We start from the raw sequence: 17,543 nt of genomic DNA, 5'->3' as shown, positions 1-17,543 counted from the left end.
CGGCCGCGCGGCCCCGGGATGCGCGGGCTGCCCACTGGTGCAAACTGATACGCTCTGGCGAAATTCCCGAAGCTTTTGGTGTTCGCGCGATGGTTCCGCGACGTACCGGCAATGTCCCTGACCCTTCTTTTCCTGCAACTCACCGTCATCCTCGTTACCGCGCGCGTCTGTGGCCTTGCGCTGCGCGCGGTCGGTCAACCGATGGTGATCGGCGAGATGGCCGCCGGCATCCTGCTCGGGCCGGTGGTGCTCGGCGCACTGTTCCCGCAGTGGCACGCCCAGCTCTTCCCGCCGGCGTCGCTGCCGGGCCTGTCCTCGCTGGCGACGATGGGCGTGGTGCTGTTCATGTTCATCGTCGGCGCCGAGCTTCGCGCGCCCAGCGGCATGGGCACCCAGCTCAGGGCCGCGGGCTGGGTCGGGCTATCGAGCATGGTGCTGCCGATGGCGCTGGGGGTGGCGATCGCGCCGGTGCTGCATCCGTCGCTCGCACCGCAGGGCGTGGCCTTCTGGCCGTTCGCGCTGTTCCTGGGCGTGGCGTTGTCGATCACGGCCTTTCCGGTCCTGGCGCGCATCCTGAAGGACCGCCACATGACCCGCACGCGTGTCGGCCAGTTGTCCTTGGGCGCCGCGGGTGTGGTGGACGCCCTGGCATGGGTGCTGCTGGCACTGGTCGTCGCGTTGGCGAGCGCCGGCGCCGGCCTGCATGGCTTCGTGCGCATCGCACTGGGGCTGGTGGTGCTGGTGTCTGTGGTTTTCCTGATCGTGAAGCCGCTGCTGGCCAGGCACCTTCGCCGGCATGCGCCCGACGGCGTGCCTTCGCCGATGGTGCTGGCCGCGCTGCTCGTCGGCCTGTTCGTCTGCGCGATGCTTACCGAATGGCTGCACCTGCATGCGGTGTTCGGCGCTTTCCTGTTTGGCATCGCGCTGCCGCGCGACGACCGCCTGCTGCGCGCGCTCGAAGACCGGATCGAGCCGCTGTCGATCGTCGTGCTGATGCCGATCTTCTTCGCGCTGGCAGGCCTGGGCACTTCGTCCGGTGCGTTCGCCAATGCGGGACTGGGCGCGCTCGGCCTGATCCTGCTGGTGGCGTGCGCGGGCAAGATCATCGGCGGCGCAGCCGGCGCGCGCGTGTGCGGCTACGGATGGCGTGAAAGCCTGGCGACCGGCGCGCTCATGAATTCGCGCGGGCTCATGGAGCTCATCGTCATCAAGGTCGGCCTTGACGCCGGACTGATCGGCGCCGAGCTGTTCACAATGCTTCTGGTGATGGCGCTGGTCACGACGGCCGCGACCGGACCTCTGCTGTCGCTGATCGGCCGGCAGAATCCCGAACCCGTCGACCGGGTCAAGCGTACCTAGATCCCCGGCTCGTCCGGGGCATCCTTCAACGGCGGCGACATTCGCGCCGCCCCTTCGATTCGAAAGAGAGTTCCTTCATGGACAAAAGGCAGGAGTGCGATGTTCTGGTGATCGGCGGCGGGCCGGCCGGCTCCACGATCGCGACATTGCTCGCGCAGGAAGGCCGCAGGGTCGTGCTGCTCGAAAAGGACCATCACCCACGCTTCCATATCGGCGAGTCGCTGCTGCCCGGCAATGTCGAACTGTTCGAGAAGCTGGGCGTGCGCGAGCAGGTCGCGAAGATCGGGATGCCGAAGTTCGGCATCGAGTTCGTGCCGCCGGACCTCGACTACTGCAGCTACGTGGACTTTTCCGAAGGCTGGGATCCATCGAAGGATTCCGCCTGGCAGGTGCGCCGCTCCGAACTGGACATGCTGCTGTTCCGCAACGCGGAGGAAAAGGGCGCACTGACGCTGGAAGGCGCAAAGGTTCGGCAAGTGGATTTCGATGCCGAAGGGGCCAACGTTCGCGCGCAGCTCGATGACGGCGCGGTGCGCGAATGGCGCGCGCGCTTCGTGGTCGACGCCAGCGGGCGCGACACCTTGCTGGCCAACAAGTTCAGGTGCAAGCAGAAGAACCCCGACCACAACAGCACCGCGCTGTTCGGCCACTTCCGCAATGCGCGTCGGCTGGAGGGCCGGCGCGAGGGCAACATCAGCATCTGCTGGTTCGAGCACGGCTGGTTCTGGTTCATCCCGCTGGCCGACGGGACGACCAGCGTCGGCGCGGTCTGCTGGGCCTACTACCTCAAGGCGCGCGACAAGCCGCTGAAGGAGTACTTCTACGACACCATCGCGCTGTGCCCGGAGCTGAAGGACCGGCTGAAGGACGCCACGCTGGTCGACGACATGGTTCACGCCACGGGCAACTTCTCGTATTCCAGCACGCACGCCACCGGCGAGCGCTACCTCATGGTGGGCGACGCCTACACCTTCATCGACCCGATGTTCTCCTCCGGCGTGTTCCTGGCGATGCAGAGCGCCTTCGACGGCGCGAAGCTGGTGGCCACCGCCCTCGACCGTCCGGACGAACTCGCACCCGCACGCGTCGCGCTCGAGCAGCGCATGCGGGTGGGCCCGCGCGACTACTCGTGGTTCATCTACCGGGTGACCAACCCGACGATCCGCGACATGTTCATGCATCCGAACAACGCCTTCAACGTCAAGCAGGGCCTGATGTCGCTGCTGGCGGCGGACATCCACCACGGGCCGGCCTATCGGCGCTCGCTCTTCATGTTCAAGGTGGTGTACTACTTCGTGTCGCTGCTGAACTGGCGCCGCACGTTCGCAGGCTGGAAGCGGCACCGCTTCAACATCCGCGACATGGGCCCCTTGAAGGGGGAGACGATCCAGCGAGCGGATTGAAGCGGCACGGGCTGTCGGTTGTCGTCCTGGCGCAGGATGGCTAGCAGTGGCTGCCCAGGCCGGTCTTGCTTTCCTGGAGGGCCTTCGCACCCGCCTCCCGGAGCGGGCGAACGACCCGCCTGGTGAACTGCTCAAGGTCGGCGTCCGAGTCGCTCGCCTTCCAGGACACTTCGAAGGCCATCCTGTCCCCTGGGAGGTGCCAGCGTTCGATGGTGATGTGGTCGACTTCCTGGCGCAGGACGTCGTTGGCGCAGCCGACCGGCCTGGCCTCGAAGCGCGCAGGGAGAAGCGCCTTGAGGAAGCCATCGGCATCGCAACTGAGCGAATAGTTCTTCCTCGGCACCCCCTCGGCAGTCCAGCCGATATCCACTTCGTCCTTGCTCTTGGGTCGGGTCTTGCGCGCGAAGGGGCATTGCCACTGCGCTTGGGGCCCGGTGGCGGCGAGCGGGGTGGGGCTGCGCAGCTTGTACATCGACTCGGTCTTCCCGCCGGTCGAGCGTTCGCGGGCGATGACGCTGGCGTCCTGAGGTGTCCCGGGAGGCGGCGTGACGACGAAATAGCGGACCTCGAACCGCTTCTGCTTGCCCGCTCCCGGCAGCTTCAACGCGGCCTGGACCTCCGCGATGCTCCGGGGCCCGCTTTCGGCGGGGTCCCAGCGAATCGCGTATTCCGCGGCGCTGCGCGCCAGCACCGTCGACGAAAGCGACACGCATGCCGCCGCGGCCAGCAGCTTCCTTGCCAACGCCCTGGTAAAGGTTGCGTTCGGCATCAGGGGGATTCCCCGGCCAGAGCCTTCCCTAACCCTTGTCCTTGTGCTTCTTGCCTGCAGGCGCGCTGCCGTCGAGCACCAGCTTGTCCGGACTGAGCTCGCGCTTCTGGAGGTCCTTCAGCAGCCCCTCGTCGCTCAGGTCGAGCCGGTGCGACAGCTCCCAGTCCGAGCGCGCGATCTTCTCCAGGCGCTTGATCGTCGCGGCATGGTCGGTTTCGATCGCGAGTTCGCGTCGGCCGTCGAAGCTGCCCGGCGCCAGGTTGATCGACCCTACGATCGCGTGCTTGCCATCCGCCAGCATCATCTTGGCGTGCAGCTTCAGGTGCTTCATCGTGTGCACCTTGGCACCGACGTCCTGCAGGATGCGCAGGCCGCCGACGCCCTCGATGAGTTTCTCCGCCTTGAGCGAATGGGGCGGCTTCGCGAGGATGTGGATCTTTACGCCACGACTGGCCGCGCGCACCAGTCGTTCGATGATCACCGTGTCCTGGTAGCGCTCGTTCTGCACCCACAGCGAGTGCTTGGCCGCATCGATGAAGGCGGCCATGCGGGGACGGCCGTTGTCCGGGCACCAGAGCAGGCGCGACTCGGGATGCGGACTGAAGTCCTCGTGCTCCCAGTCGGCATCGAAGCAATCGACCATCTGCTGGGTTTCGAGCTTGTGCGTGGTGACGATGGCGTAGTCACGGGTCTCGGTGAGATCCTTCGGCTCCCAGTTCAGCGACTCGACGAACCCTATCTGGCCATCGACGACCATGGACTTCTGGTGGGTGAGGTCGAACTTCGGATTGCTGTCGCGCACCTCCACGCCGGCGGCCTCCAGCGTCTTGCGCGATTCCTCGTTCTCGCTCTCGCCGCTCCGGCGTGCCGGATTCAGCATCACGCGCACCTTCACGCCGCGCTGCTTCGCGGCAATGACGGCCTTGAGCAGCGCTTCATCGGTGAAAAGGAACATCCGGATGTTCAACGCGCTCTTCGCCCCGTTGATCGCGTCGAGGATGGGCTGGGCGGTGTCGTCGGGCAGGACGATCAGGTGGTGCGACATGGCGGCCTCACGCAGATTCGGAAGATTCGGCCACGGCGGCCGGCTGGGTTTCGTACTGGATCCTGTGCAGATCGGCATACACGCCGCCGAGTGCGACCAACTCGTCGTTCGTGCCTTCCTCGACGACGATGCCGTCCTTCAGCACGATGATCTTGTCCGCATTGCGCAGGGTGCTGAGGCGGTGGGCGATCATGATGACAGTGCGCCCCTGCATCAGCCGCTCCAGGCCCTCGATCACGAGGCGTTCGGATTCGGTGTCGAGCGCCGCGGTCGGCTCATCGAGGATCATGATCGGGCTGTTGCGAATGATGGCGCGCGCGATGCCGATGCGCTGCCTCTGGCCGCCCGAGAGCGTGTCGCCGCGTTCGCCGACCTGCGAGTCGTACCCGTGAGGCATGCGGCTGATGAATTCGTCGGCGTTCGCGAGCCGGGCCGCAGCGACGATTTCCTCCTGGCTTGCCCCCGGCTTCCCGTAGGCGATGTTCTCGCCGATGCTGCCCCGGAACAGGACGGTCTCCTGCAGCACGAATCCGATCTGCGAACGCACCGCTGCCAGCTTGCATCGGCTGATGTCCGTTCCATCGAGCAGGACGCGGCCCCCGGTGGGGTCGTAGAAGCGCGGCATCAGGCTCACCACGGTCGACTTGCCGCTGCCGGTCGGCCCGACGATGCCGACGACCTGGCCGGGCCGGATGGTGAAGCTCACGTCGCGCAGGACCGGAGGCTCGTGGCCGTAGCCGAAGGCCACGTGCTCGAAGGTGATCTCTCCCTTGGCACGTCCGGGGTCGATCGCGTCCGGGCGGTCGCGGATGATCTCGTCGGCGCCCAGGATCTTCTGGATGCGCTCCAGCGCCACGGTGGTCTGAGCGATGGTGCTTGCCATGCCGGCGAGATCCTTCACCGGCTTGAAGAACTTGCTGAGGTAGGCGAGGTACACCGTCAAGGCGCCGGCAGTCATCGCGCCGGAGACGATGAGGGCAGTGCCCTTCCAGAGGACGATGCCGGTGCACAGCGCGACGACGACCGCGACGACAGGCGACAGCAGGGACTTGACCCGCCGCGCCCGCAAGGCGGCCTCGGTGCTTGCATGGCTCGCGGCTTCCATGTGCGACACCTCGAGGTCCTGGCGGCCGAAGGCCTTCACGGCGCGCACCTGGCCCAGGCCTTCCTGCACGACGGCTACGATCTCGCTTTGCCGCGCCCGTACATCGCGGGTAACCTCCTTGACCACCTGCTTGAAGCGGAAGATGAAGATCAGGAGGAAGGGCATGACGGCGACCGCGATCAGCGTGAAGTCCCAGTCCAGCCAGACCATCAGCCCGAGCATGAAGACGATCGTGACAACGTCCACGATGATGCCGAGCGTCGATGACGACGCGAAGTTCTGCACTGTCGCCACGTCGCTCGTGATGGTCGACATCAGGGTGCCGGTCTTGGCGCCGTCGTAGAACGCGAGTGACAGCCGATGCAGGTGCTCGTAGATGCGAATGCGCAGGTCGTTCGCCACCCATTGGCCGATGCTGGCGGTGTAGTAGTTGTCGATGTAGGTCGCGATGCCGCCGATCACCGCGATCATGACGGTGGCGATACCCGCGAACAGTGCCACGCCGAGCGTGTGGCGGCCGATGCCGAGGTTGTGCGCCCATTCCAGCCAGCGCGGCAGATGGTGGGTGCCGAGCGCGTCGTCGAGCACCAGTTTCAGCGGCCAGGGTGCCGCGAGGCTCATCAGGATCTCCACCATCATCGCGACGAAGACGATCACGAGCCAGCCGGAATAGGGCCTGACCAGGCTCATGACGAGGCGCATCATGTCGGCGCGCTGCTCCTTGGCGGCGCGGGGGGGCACGCGTGTCGCGGACGCCAGGGGTGGCTGTGCCTTCAAGACAGTCTCCTTACGGCTGGTTGAGTTGCGCGTAGGGCAGGAAAGCAGACCCGCCCCAGTTGGCCTGGAGCAGCATTCCTGCGTCGGTGAAGTTATAGGTCGTGATGAATGGATCGAAGGACGTGGCGAGCGACACGGACGAACCGCCGGGCCTGACCTTCATCGTGGCGTCGGCGGAGGCCGAGACGTCAGCGCCCGCCCTGCGGAACTGGTCCAGGACGTCCTTGCTCTTGAAGATGATCACCTGGCGGAAATCCTTGTAGCCGACGCCCGGCCCGGTGCCGGCCCTGGCCTCGATCATGTACGTCGGCGTCGCGTTGCCGTTCTCGAACAGCACGCCCGTGCCGTTCGACTCGACCAGCATCACCACGTTGTACTGGGTCGAATCGAAGACCGCGTAGCCGGCAGCCAGGCGGACTTCTTCCCGTGCCTCGGGCTTCTGCGCGTACAGCTGGGCGAGCGTCCGGTCGCGCATGGCGAGGATGCTCGCCTTCTTCGAGGCGGCCTGCGCCGGGGTCAGCGTCGGCATGATCGAGTTGCCGTCTCCCGTCGCGCCTCCCTTGGGCCCCGTCGCACAGGCCGCGACGAGGCAGGAAAGAACGAGGGCAAGGCACGCAACGCGTTTCATGGCAACTCCTGAGTGTCGAATCATCGTAGGAATCGCCCGGGATTGCCACAATCAAGGCGAGTCCCAGCGCCACTAGGTGCTGCCACTGAGGCGCGTACGGGGAACCGCGTAGGTGGTCGGGTGTTCGCACGCAAGGCGTGCAAACGGCCACCGACCTTGGCCGTGCGCTTGCCCGTTCGTCAGGCTTCGAGGGTGAGCAGGGGCACATCGCGCTCGCGCGCCATGGCGTCGAGCTGGGCGCGTGTGCGCGTGCCGATCCAGCGGGCGATTGCCTCGTGCGTGCCGGACGCGAACATGCTTGCCGACGCAAATCCGGCCGCTTCGCACAGGCGAGTCGCGAAGTGAGGCTCCAGGGCGGCGACGGCGACTCGGCCATCGACACATGGGTAGACGCGGTAGCCGGCGTGGGCGCCGCCGACCGCGCCCGTGGGCGTCGTCAGGCCCCAGGTTCTCGGCAGCGCCAGCCAGTCGGCGGCGGCATTGAGCGCCACCTCGAGGTAGATGCCGCAGGTGTCGGCCTTGGCCGAATGCAGCGCCGCTTTCAGCACCGCCTCGCTCGCGAGCAGCGCGCCGCCCATGTCGGCATACAGCGTGGGCGGCAGCGCGGTCCCGGGAACCAGGCCGCTTTCGGCAAGGTAGGTGAGGTCGTGGCCTGGCTCCTCGGCGCGCTCGCCCGGCGCGCCGACGATCGCGACCTGCGACAGCTTCGGATGGCGTGCCTGCAGCGCGTCCCGGTCCAGCCCCAGCTTGGCGAGTGCCGACGGGCGGAAGGAGGTCAGCAGGACCTCGGTTTCCTGGAGCAGGCGATGCAGATGCTGCTGCCCGGCCTCGGTCTTGAGGTCGGCGACCTCGACCTTCACGCCCTCGTGCAGCGCGCCGTAGGCGGTGGGGTTGTAGTGGCTCATCGGGTCGCCCGTGGGCGGCTCGAGCTTGGTGCACGCGGCCCCCATGGCCCGGCAGCGCATCAGCGCGGCAGGTCCGGGCAGGTTGAGCGCGAGGCTGAGCACGCGCACGCCGGCCAGCGGCTCGAAGGAGGCGGCGGAAGCGGAAGGGGCGGAGTTCGGCATGGGGCGGATCCTTGTCGGTGTCACATCGGGAGCTTACCGGCTTGCGCCCGGCGCTCTACGATGCGGCCTGCAGAGCCTGTTCCACACCGAAGACAAGGAGACCCCTCATGTTCCAAACCGATCTCATGGCCGGCCAGCGCATCCTCGTGACGGGCGGCGGCACCGGCCTCGGCCGCGCGATGTCCGAGCGCTTCCTCGGCCTGGGCGCCGACGTCGCGATCTGCGGGCGCCGGCAAAGTGTCTGCGACGACACCGCAGCCGAATGGCGCAAGCAGTTTCCCGGGCGACGCATCGACACCTTCGGTGTCGATATCCGCAATGCGCAGGCGGTAGACGAAATGGTCGAAAGCCTCTGGCAGTCGGGCGGGCTGACGGGGCTCATCAACAACGCGGCGGGCAACTTCGTCTCACCCACCGAGGCCTTGTCGCCGCGAGCCTTCGATGCGGTGGCGAACATCGTCTTCCACGGCAGCTTCTACGTCACGCAGGCGGTCGGCAAGCGCTGGGTGGCCGAGGCCAAGGAGGGCAAGTGGAAGGCCGGTGACCCGTATCGGAGCGTGATGAGCATCATCGTGACCTGGGTCGACAACGGCAGTCCGTACGTGGTGCCTTCCGCCATGAGCAAGGCGGGCATCGAGGTGATGACCAAGTCGCTCGCGGTCGAGTGGGCGCGCTATGGCATCCGGCTCAACGCTGTCGGTCCCGGCGAGATTCCGACCGAAGGCATGAGCAAGCGCCTGAACCCCGGCGAGGAGCCCGGCGCGCGCAGCAAGGCGTTGAACCCGATGGCGCGCACCGGAATGATGAGCGAGTTGCAGAACCTCGCGGCCTTCCTGATGGCGCGCGGCCAGTGCGACTGGCTCACGGGCCAGAGCATCATGATGGACGGCGGCAGCGCGCTCGCGACCGGCGGCAACTTCTACGAGTTGCGACAGTGGAGCGACGCGGACTGGCTGGCCGCGCGCGAACGCATCGAGGCACAGAACCAGAAGGACAAGGCGCAGCGCTAGCGCCTCGCGAAGGCCTCAGGCGCGCTGCGGCGCCCGCATCCACGTCAGCGCGCGCGTCGCCAGGCCCTGGTTGATCACCAGCCCGAGCAGCACCGCCGCGGTGCCGAGCCACTGCGCCGGGCTCGGCCGCTCGCCGAAGCACACGGCCGCCGCGGCCAGCCCGACGACCGGCACGAGCAGCGAGAAGGGCACGACGCGACCCGCGGGATGCCGCTGCAGCAGGCGAGTCCACAGCGTGTAGGCAAGCAGCGTGGCGAACCACGCGAGGAAGAGCACGGCCAGCACGGCCCCCAGATCCAGCCCGGCGAGTTGATGCATCACCGTTGCGGGGCCGTCCAGCGCCAGGGCAAGCAGGGCGAAGGGCAGGATCGGAAAGAGGCTGCTCCACACGATGAACCCGAAGGGGTCGTACCCCGGCGCGGTACGCACCGCGAAGCGCACCACGATGTTGGACGAGGCCCACATGAAGGCGGCCGACAGCGTGAGTACGAAGCCGATCAGCGTCATCTGCCCCGGCCCGTCGCCGTGCGCCATGGCGATCACGACCAGTCCTGCGAGCGCCACGGAGAGGCCGAGCCATTGGCTCGGGCGCGCCCGCTCGCCCAGAAGCGGCGCCGCCAGCAGCAGGGTGAAGAAGGCCTGGGTCTGCATCACGACCGAGGCCATGCCAGCCGTCATGCCCAACTGCAATCCAAGGAAGAGCAGGCCGAATTGCCCCAGCCCCTGTGCGAGCCCGTAGGCCGCGAGAAAGCGCCAGGGCAGCGCCGGCCGGCGCACGAAGAGGATCAACGGCAAGGCGGCCGCAGCGAAGCGCAGGGCGCCGAGCAGCATGGGGCTCAAGTCGCGCAGGCCCAGCTTCATCACGACGAAGTTCAGGCCCCAGATCAGCACCACGCCCATGGCGCGGCCGAAGTCGGCTCGGCTGAGGCTGGTCGGCGCTGTCATGCGGAAACCTGGCCGGGTCGCGAAACACGGCCGCAGCGCGCCGCCTTGAAGGCGAGGAAGGCTTCGAGGCTGGTCTTGCGCGGCACGTAGCCGAACTCCGACTTCAGGCGGGCGTTGGACAGCACCGGCCGGTAGCGAAGGAAGTCGAGCTGCTCGGGCCCGTAGCGGCTGACACCCAGGCGCGAACCGATCGCGAGCGCCAGCCTCAGGAGCGATGCCGGCAGTACCAGCATCGGCTTGCGAAGGATCGCGGCGATCTGCGAGAGCGTCAAAGCGCCATCGCCGGCAACGTTGAAGCAGCCTTCGCGGCCGGTGGTGATCGCGTGCACGACGCATCCCGTCACGTCCTCGTCCCAGATGAAGACGAAGGGGCTGTCGCTTCCGCGGATCGCCAGGATGCGCGGCTTGTCGAAGAGCGCGGTGATCTGGTTGTGGACGTTGGTGCCCAGAATGGTGCCGATGCGCAGCACCGTCTGGCGCAGCGCGGGATGCGAAGCGCGGTAGTCCGTGAGCATCTCCTCGACGAGCCGCTTGTGATGTGCGTAGGCAAAGGCCTGGTTGCCGCGCAAGGCATCGTTCTCGTCGATCCAAGGCGGGTTGTCGGCGTGGTAGCCGTAGGCCGCGCCGCTCGACGACACCACGATGTGCTGCACGCCTTGCGCCACGCAGGCCTCCAGCACGTTGCGCGTGCCGAGGACGTCGACCGAATATTCGAAGTCGCGCGTGCTGCCCGGCCCCGGCGTCACGATGGAGGCGAGGTGCACGACCGAGTCGATGGCGTGCTCGGCCAGCGTGGCGCGCAGTTCCGGCGCGCGCACGTCCTGCACGGCATAGGTCACCCCGGGGACGCGGCGGGTGGCGGGCACGTCACGGACGTCCAACGCGACTACGCAATCGAGATCGGGCAACTGGCCCAGAGCGGCCACCACCGTGCGGCCGAGAAAACCGTCGGCGCCGGTGACGAGCACCCGGCGTGCCGCCAAGGGCAGGAAAACATCCATGATTCAGGCCGATCGGGCAGCCGTTGAAGAAAGCGGGCGACGCGCCCACCATGCGGCGAGCCCGAGGCCCGCGACGATGTCCCAGAAGCCCCAGACGCCGGCGACGACCGCCATGCCGCCGAGGCCGCCGAAGAAACTGAAGATCAGCACCAGCCCGAGCCCCGCGTTGCGGACGCCGACCTCGAAGCTGACCGCGCGCCTGTCGTACTCCGCCAGGCCGGTGGCCGTCGCGCAGGCATAGCCGGTGGCAAAGGCCAGGGCGTCGTGCAGCACCACGGCGAGCAGCACGAGTCCCACGTAGTCGAGGAAGTAGCGCCAGTTGCCGGCGATCGCGGCCAGGATGAATCCGATCAGGCAGACGAAGCTCAGGATGCGCGCCGGCTTCTTGATGCGGCTCGTGAGCGTCGGCAGGTAGTGCGAGAAGGCCAGCCCGATGACGAAGGGCGCGCCGATGATCGCGACGATGTGCATCACCATCTCGCCCGGATTGAGCGCGATCGTCTTGAGCAACGGCGCCGCCGTCGGATGAATGCCGCCCCAGAAGGCGAAGTTGAGCGGCATCACGACGATCGAAATCAGGTTCGAGATCGCCGTCATCGACACCGACAGCGCGACATTGCCCCCCGCACGGTGCGTGAGGATGTTCGACACATTGCCCGGCGGGCAGCACGCGACGAGGATCATTCCCAGCGCAATGCTCGGCGCCGGCTGCAGCGCCAGCGTGAGCCCGAAGGTGACGGCAGGCAGCACGATGAACTGCGCGGCAATGCCGACCGCCATGGCCAAAGGCATTCGCATCACGCGCTTGAAATCCTCGACCCGCGTGTCCAGCGCGATGCCGAACATCAGGAAACCGAGCACCGCATTGAGCAGGACCAGCGAGGCCGGATTGAAATTGAGGCGCACCTCGTCGACGGGAAGCGGGAGCATGAGACGTTTTCTCGGTGGCTGCGTTGTTCAGGCGAGCGCGGCGGATGCGTCACGAATGGCGCGGCGGTAGCTGTCCTTGTTGACGTAGTAGGCCATGCGCTCCAGCTTCAGGTACTTGTAGCCGCCGGAGAGATCGGGCGTGGGCCCGGCCTTGGCTTCCTTGAGCGCGGCGGCCTGCGGTCGACCTTGGGACTGGGCCTTGAAGTAGCGCGCCACCAGCTCCGCCTGCTCGTAGCGTCCCTGCCAGCCGATGCCGCTCGCCTCGATCATGCCGAGCACCGCGAGGTTGTCGAAGCCCGGCGCGAAGATGTTCAGGTAGAGCTTCGGTGCCATGCCCTGCCAGTTGAGCCAGGTACGGTCGATGAAGGGGTAGTGCAGCTTGTAGCCCGTCGCGCACAGGATGAGGTCGTAGTCGCGAGAGGAACCGTCCTTGAAGTGCACCGTGTCGCCGTCGAGCCGCGCGATGTCGGCGCGCACCCCGATGTCGCCATGGCCGATGTGGTGCAGCACCAGCGAATTCACGACGGGGTGTGATTCGTACATGCGGTAGTCCGGCTTGGGGAAGCCGAAGCGCACCGGGTCGCCGGTGAACCACTGCAGCACCTTGGCGTCGAGCCGCTGCTTGATCCAGGCCGGCAGCGGCCGCTTGCCGCCCAGCGTGTCGGCCGGCTTGCCGAAGATGTACTTGGGCACGAAGTAGTAGCCGCGGCGCACCGAGAGATCGACGCTCTTCGCGTAGTGCACGGCATCGACCGCAATGTCGCAGCCGCTGTTGCCGGCGCCCACCACGAGCACGCGCTTGTCCTGGAACAGGTTCGCATGCTTGTAGGCGGAGGTGTGCAGCAGCTCGCCGTTGAAGTGGCCCTCGAAACGCGGCATGCTCGGTTCGGACAGGGTGCCATTGGCGATGACCACGCCTTTGTAGTCGGCCGTCTCGATGCGGCCGCCGCCGGCGTCGACGCTTACCCGCCACAGGGTCGAAGCGGTTTCCGTCACAGGCTCCACGCGAAGCACCTTCGTGCCGAAGCGGAAGTGCCGGCGCAGATCGAAATGATCCGCGAAGTCGCTGAAATAGCGGCGCAACTCGGCGTGGCTCGGGTAGTCGGCCACGTCGTCGGCCATCGGAAACTCGGCGAACTCCGTCGTCCGCTTGGACGAGATCAGGTGGGCCGACTGGTACACCGTGCTGCGCGGATTGCCGATGTTCCACAACCCTCCGACGTCTTCGTACGCCTCGAAGCCCTGGAACGGGATGCCGAGCTTCTGGAGGTTGCGGGCGCCGGCAAGCCCCGAGGGGCCGGCGCCGATCAGGGCGATCTGCTGATGGGTAGGCACGGGGGCAGGCACAGGTTGGCTCACGAAAGGAAACTCCGACTCACAGGGGGAACCGCCGCTCAGCGCGTGGCGGCTTCGGGGATGGGGGCGGGGGCGTCGGGGCCGGGGCCGGTGGCCTCCGTCGCCGGCAGCCCGGGGATGGGCGTGGCGCCCGGTTCGCCGGCGCGCGGCTTGCGCGGTTGCCGAAGCAGCAGGGCGTCATGCCACGCGGCCGGCAGCAGGCCGAGCACATTCGACAGCCAGCCGAGGCGGCGCGGCAGCACGAGTTGCTCGCGGCCTCGGGCGAGCGCATGAAGGATGGCGATGGCAGCGTCTTCCGGCGCCATCAGTCCGGGCATGGCGAAACGGTTGCCCGCCGTCAGCGGCGTTCGCAGGTAGCCCGGACTGACGGTGCAGACGTGCACACCGCTCGGGCGCAGTTCGGCGCGCAGGCTTTCGAGATAGCGAATCAGGCCGCCCTTGCTCGCGCAGTAGGCGCCATTGCCGGGCAATCCGCGCCGGCCGGCCAGACTGGCGATGCCGGCGAGCGTTCCCTGGCCGCGAACGCACATCGATGCGACGAAGGGCTGGAAGGTGGCGGCAACGCCCAGCAGGTTGATTTCGAGGATGCGGCGGAACACCGCCAGGTCCGCGGCTTCGGCCGTGTCGAATCCGCCTGCCACGCCCGCGTTGGCGATCACCGCGTCGGGCACGCCGAAGCGCGACATCCAGTCCTGCGCCATCGATTGCATCGCGGGCGCGTCGCTCACGTCCGGCGTGTAGATCGCCGTGCGCCCCGGTGCCGACGTGGCCAGGGCGTCGAGCGCCGCAGTGTCCAGCCCGACCAGCGCAACCTTCGCACCGCGCGCCAGCGCCTCTGCCGCCAAGGCGCGGCCCAGGCCGCCGCAGGCGCCGGTGATGACGAGGTTGTCGAGACGAAAAGTCATGGAATCGTTTGTTTGGGGTGTGCAGCTTAGCGAAATCGCGGCAAAATCTCGAAAATATTCTCTTATTAGTCTCGATTTCAGAGATTTCCTATGGATTATCCCACTCCAGGACTGCAGGAAGACGCCGATTCGGCCTTGACGCCCGGCCTGCGCCTCTTCCATTTGCTGGAGCACGTGGTCGCTGCGCCCGAGCCTCAGACGCTCGTCGAGATCGTGCGGACCAGCGGCCAGCCCAAGCCATCGGTGCACCGGATGCTCCAGCAACTGGAGGCCGGCGGTCTTTTGGCGCGCGGCGGGGACGGACGTCGCTACGCGACCACGCCGCGGCTCATGCAGTTCGCGGAAACGGTGCTGCGCGGAAGCACCGCGACTGGCGTGCGCCATGCCGTGCTGCGCCAACTGGTCGCGGACGTGGGCGAAACCTGCAATCTCACGGCGCTGTCGGGTGCCGAGGTCATTTACCTCGACCGGGTCGAGACGGCGTTTCCGCTGCGGCTGGAATTGGGACCCGGCTCGCGCGTGCCGCTGCATTGCTCGGCCAGCGGCAAGCTGTTCCTGGCGCATCTGCCGCGTGCCCAGCGCGAGCTGCTGCTCGACGGCATCCGCTACGAGCGCCACACGCACCACACGCTGTGCTCACGGGAAGCACTGGAGGCCGAGATCGAGCGCATCCAGCACGAGGGCTATTCGGTCGACGCCGAGGAATTCATCGAAGGCCTCGTGTGTGTCGCGGTCCCGGTTCGCGACGAGCCGCACGGCCCGGTGCGCTGCGCGGTCGCACTGCAGGCGCCTGCGGTGCGCATGCCCTTGCCCGATGCGTTGCAGCAACTCGACAAGCTGCGCACCGCCGCGCAGGGCATCGCCCGGGCGATGCGCTGATCCAGGCGACGCTCACGCGACGATGTCCGCGCCGCGTTCGGCCAGCAGCGCGCGCAGGAAGGACCGGTGGCAGCGCGATTCGTCCTCGCAGTAGCAGCCCACAGACAACGCGCTCTGATGCGACAGCGCCGCCAGCAGGTCCAGGCTGCGGCTGGCGTCGGCCTCGGCCATCTCGCTGCGGTACTTGCGGCCGAAAGCTGTCCATTCGGCGGGGACGCCGGACGCCTGCGCGTCCTGGGCCATCTTCATCGTTTCCACCGACGGCGCGAGGTTCGGGTACCAGACGTCGTACCAGTTCCGCGAGGCGAACTCGGCTTTGGGCACGCCGCGCGGCGGACGGCGCACGGTGCCGATGCGCAAACCCTCGCCGGGGGCGCGCTCGCTGCCGAGGCGGACGATGCGGATGGACATGGATGCTTCCTCCTTGTGGGCCTGATCAGCTTCCGACGATACCGCCATCGCGTCGCCGCACGGCCACGGTGGAGGATCGCGGGCGCGCGCTGCCGACTGCGCCTCCGTCCGGCCATGCGCTGTTGGGCGTGCCGCTGCCGTCCTCGCGTGTCTCGCCCGGATGCTGGATGTTGACGAACAGGCTCCGGCGATCCAGCGTCACCGTGCAGCCGGTGATCTCGCAGCCATTGGGGCCGACCAGGAAGCGCTTGATGCGCCCGGTTGCCGGGTCGGCGCAGAGCATCTGGTTGTTGCCGAGCGCAGCCATCGGCCCCTTGCCGATGGCTGGGCCGGCCATGTCGGTCTGGACCCACAGCAGGCCGCCGCTGTCGAAGCGCAGGCCGTCGGGATTGCCGAAGGCGTCGGCGTCGTCGCTCGGGTAGCGCACGCCGGCGTCTGGCCATTTCGGGTCGCCGGCCAGCGCGAAGTGGTCCCAGGCGAAGGTGGTGCTGGCGGCGTCCTGCCCGTCCTCGCGCCAGCGGAGGATGCCGCCGAAAAGATTGTTCGCCCTCGGATTCGCCGCGTCGGCACCGGGCATGCCGGGCGCGCCGCGGCGGGTGTTGTGGGTGAGCGTGACGTAGACCTCGCCGCTTTCGGGGTGGACGGCGATCCATTCGGGCCGGTCCATCTTCGTGCCGCCGACGATGTCGCCGGCCAGGCGCGCGTGGACCAGCACCTCGGCCTGGTCCGCGAAGCCGCTGGCGGTGTCGACGCCATGGTGCCCATGCCTGAGTTCGAGCCATTGGCCGCGGCCGTCCGCGTCGTAGCGCGCGACGTACAGGGTCCCCTCGTCGAGCAGGTGGCGATTGGCTGCCCGGGCGGCAGCATCGCTTCCGGGGAGGACCTTGTCGCGGCTCACGAACTTGTAGATGTATTCGAAGGCGGAGTCGTCGCCCATGTACACGGCAAGACGTCCGTCCCGGGTCCGCGTGCAGGTGGCGCTTTCCTGGCGCTTGCGACCGAGGGCGGTGCGCTTGACGGGCGTGGAGCCGGGATCGAAGGGATCGATCTCGACCACCCAGCCGAAGCGATGGGCCTCGTTGGGATGCCGCGAGAGGTCGAAGCGTTCGTCGAAGCGCCAGTAGTCCAGCCACTGCGATCCGCTCACCGTGCCGTAGCGGCGTTGCGCCGGCGTGGCGCGCGATGCGGCTTCCTTCGGGCCACCGAAATAGCCATGGAAGTTCTCCTCGCAGCTCAGGTAGGTGCCCCAGGGCGTGACGCCCATCGCGCAATTGGCGAAGGTGCCGAAAACGCGGTCGCCGCCCGGGTTGGCTGCCGTGCGCATCAACGGCGTGCCGGCCGCCGGGCCGGCGATGCGCATCGCGGTGGTGCCATGAATGCGGCGGGCGTAGCGGGACGGCAACACCTGGCGCCAACCGGCGCTCGTCAGCTCGACTTCGATCACGGACACGCCCATCGCATGCAGCGACTTGCGGGTCTTCTCTTCGGTCCACGGCGTCAAGCCTTCCGCGTGGAGCAGGCGCTCGTCGGTGTATTCGTGGTTCATCACGAGCAGGCCGCGATCGGTGCGCCCGTCCAGCGCGAAGAAGTGCATCCCGTCGTGGTGCATGCCCGCCTGCACCGCCTGGTCGGCCGCGCTGTTCGAGGCGTCGGGCGCGAAGGCCGGCATGGACGAGGCGATGCCGGTCGGCGTGCCCCACGGGTAGAGCACCTGCGCCTCGTATTCGGGAGGCACCGTGACGGCGTCGCGCAGCGTGGCCGGCACGGCGGTGAAGCCGAGCCGACCGTCGACGGCACGGGGCAGGGCGCACCCTTCGCCGAGGAAGGCAACGACCGCGGCAGCGGCACCGGACTGGAGGAAATGGCGGCGGGCAAGTGGCATCGTGGTTGTTGGCTAAGCGACAGCGCGATCATCGCCGAGCATCGATACTTGCCCGAAAGCCCTGGAGACAC

Annotated in this window: 16 protein-coding genes; 4 read left to right on the top strand and 12 right to left on the bottom strand. The window is 67.7% G+C overall.

The features are described from left to right. The first annotated feature begins 111 nt into the window (after positions 1 to 111). Both QTH97_RS01550 and QTH97_RS01545 read left to right on the top strand, forming a co-directional pair. Positions 112 to 1,359 (top strand): cation:proton antiporter, encoded by a 1,248-nt coding sequence (locus tag QTH97_RS01550; protein ID WP_286566224.1) that lies wholly within the window; start codon positions 112 to 114, stop codon positions 1,357 to 1,359. A 77-nt stretch (positions 1,360 to 1,436) separates the two neighbouring features. Next, a complete protein-coding gene (locus QTH97_RS01545) occupies positions 1,437 to 2,762 on the top strand; it encodes an NAD(P)/FAD-dependent oxidoreductase (RefSeq protein WP_286566223.1) in 1,326 nt (441 codons plus the stop codon). A gap of 40 nt (positions 2,763 to 2,802) precedes the next feature. On the opposite strand, the gene QTH97_RS01540 is transcribed toward QTH97_RS01545, so the two are convergent. The 5 genes from QTH97_RS01540 to QTH97_RS01520 form a co-directional block, all read right to left on the bottom strand. Beyond that, positions 2,803 to 3,531, bottom strand: a complete 729-nt coding sequence (locus QTH97_RS01540) for a hypothetical protein (protein ID WP_286566222.1) — start codon at positions 3,529 to 3,531, stop codon at positions 2,803 to 2,805. Between the two features lie 28 nt (positions 3,532 to 3,559). Further along, entirely contained in the window at positions 3,560 to 4,576 is a 1,017-nt protein-coding gene (locus QTH97_RS01535) for a phospholipase D-like domain-containing protein (protein WP_286566221.1), read from the bottom strand. A gap of 7 nt (positions 4,577 to 4,583) precedes the next feature. After that, positions 4,584 to 6,458 carry an ABC transporter ATP-binding protein gene (locus QTH97_RS01530; protein WP_286566220.1) on the bottom strand — a complete coding sequence of 625 codons (1,875 nt, stop codon included), beginning with the start codon at positions 6,456 to 6,458 and terminating at the stop codon, positions 4,584 to 4,586. 10 nt (positions 6,459 to 6,468) lie between these two features. Continuing rightward, positions 6,469 to 7,086 (bottom strand): lipid-binding SYLF domain-containing protein, encoded by a 618-nt coding sequence (locus QTH97_RS01525; protein WP_286566219.1) that lies wholly within the window; start codon positions 7,084 to 7,086, stop codon positions 6,469 to 6,471. Between the two features lie 179 nt (positions 7,087 to 7,265). After that, a complete protein-coding gene (locus QTH97_RS01520; RefSeq protein ID WP_286566218.1) occupies positions 7,266 to 8,153 on the bottom strand; it encodes a CoA transferase in 888 nt (295 codons plus the stop codon). A gap of 107 nt (positions 8,154 to 8,260) precedes the next feature. On the opposite strand from QTH97_RS01520, the gene QTH97_RS01515 reads away from it, so the two are divergent. After that, on the top strand, positions 8,261 to 9,163 hold the full coding sequence (locus QTH97_RS01515; RefSeq protein WP_286566217.1) for an SDR family oxidoreductase: 903 nt from the start codon (positions 8,261 to 8,263) through the stop codon (positions 9,161 to 9,163). Between the two features lie 15 nt (positions 9,164 to 9,178). On the opposite strand, the gene QTH97_RS01510 is transcribed toward QTH97_RS01515, so the two are convergent. Genes QTH97_RS01510 through QTH97_RS01490 form a run of 5 tightly spaced genes read right to left on the bottom strand, consistent with a single transcriptional unit; the run spans position 9,179 to position 14,300 of the window. Beyond that, entirely contained in the window at positions 9,179 to 10,108 is a 930-nt protein-coding gene (locus QTH97_RS01510) for an EamA family transporter (protein WP_286566216.1), read from the bottom strand. Then, positions 10,105 to 11,109 carry an SDR family oxidoreductase gene (locus QTH97_RS01505; protein WP_286566215.1) on the bottom strand — a complete coding sequence of 335 codons (1,005 nt, stop codon included), beginning with the start codon at positions 11,107 to 11,109 and terminating at the stop codon, positions 10,105 to 10,107. Before QTH97_RS01505 ends, QTH97_RS01510 begins: the two co-directional genes overlap by 4 nt. 3 nt (positions 11,110 to 11,112) lie before the next feature. Beyond that, a complete protein-coding gene (locus QTH97_RS01500) occupies positions 11,113 to 12,039 on the bottom strand; it encodes a bile acid:sodium symporter family protein (protein ID WP_286566214.1) in 927 nt (308 codons plus the stop codon). 27 nt (positions 12,040 to 12,066) lie between these two features. After that, complete coding sequence (locus QTH97_RS01495; RefSeq protein WP_286566213.1) at positions 12,067 to 13,398, bottom strand: flavin-containing monooxygenase; 1,332 nt, start codon at positions 13,396 to 13,398, stop codon at positions 12,067 to 12,069. A gap of 35 nt (positions 13,399 to 13,433) precedes the next feature. Further along, positions 13,434 to 14,300: an SDR family oxidoreductase gene (locus QTH97_RS01490; protein ID WP_286566211.1), complete on the bottom strand. Its 867-nt coding sequence runs from the start codon at positions 14,298 to 14,300 to the stop codon at positions 13,434 to 13,436. A 90-nt stretch (positions 14,301 to 14,390) separates the two neighbouring features. On the opposite strand from QTH97_RS01490, the gene QTH97_RS01485 reads away from it, so the two are divergent. Then, positions 14,391 to 15,179, top strand: coding sequence for an IclR family transcriptional regulator (locus tag QTH97_RS01485; RefSeq protein ID WP_286566210.1), 789 nt, complete (start codon positions 14,391 to 14,393; stop codon positions 15,177 to 15,179). Positions 15,180 to 15,191: 12 nt separating this feature from the next. Here QTH97_RS01485 and QTH97_RS01480 read toward each other — a convergent pair whose 3' ends face one another. Together QTH97_RS01480 and QTH97_RS01475 are read right to left on the bottom strand one after the other, a co-directional pair. After that, a complete protein-coding gene (locus QTH97_RS01480) occupies positions 15,192 to 15,590 on the bottom strand; it encodes a DUF488 domain-containing protein (protein WP_286566209.1) in 399 nt (132 codons plus the stop codon). A 25-nt stretch (positions 15,591 to 15,615) separates the two neighbouring features. Further along, positions 15,616 to 17,472 (bottom strand): PhoX family protein, encoded by a 1,857-nt coding sequence (locus tag QTH97_RS01475; RefSeq protein ID WP_286566208.1) that lies wholly within the window; start codon positions 17,470 to 17,472, stop codon positions 15,616 to 15,618. Between the last annotated feature and the right edge of the window lie 71 nt (positions 17,473 to 17,543).

It is taken from the genome of Variovorax gracilis, assembly GCF_030317115.1.
GTDB lineage: Bacteria > Pseudomonadota > Gammaproteobacteria > Burkholderiales > Burkholderiaceae_C > Variovorax > Variovorax gracilis.
The sequence above is the reverse complement of the archived record's forward strand: the minus strand, read 5'-3'. Positions and strand labels throughout refer to the sequence as shown.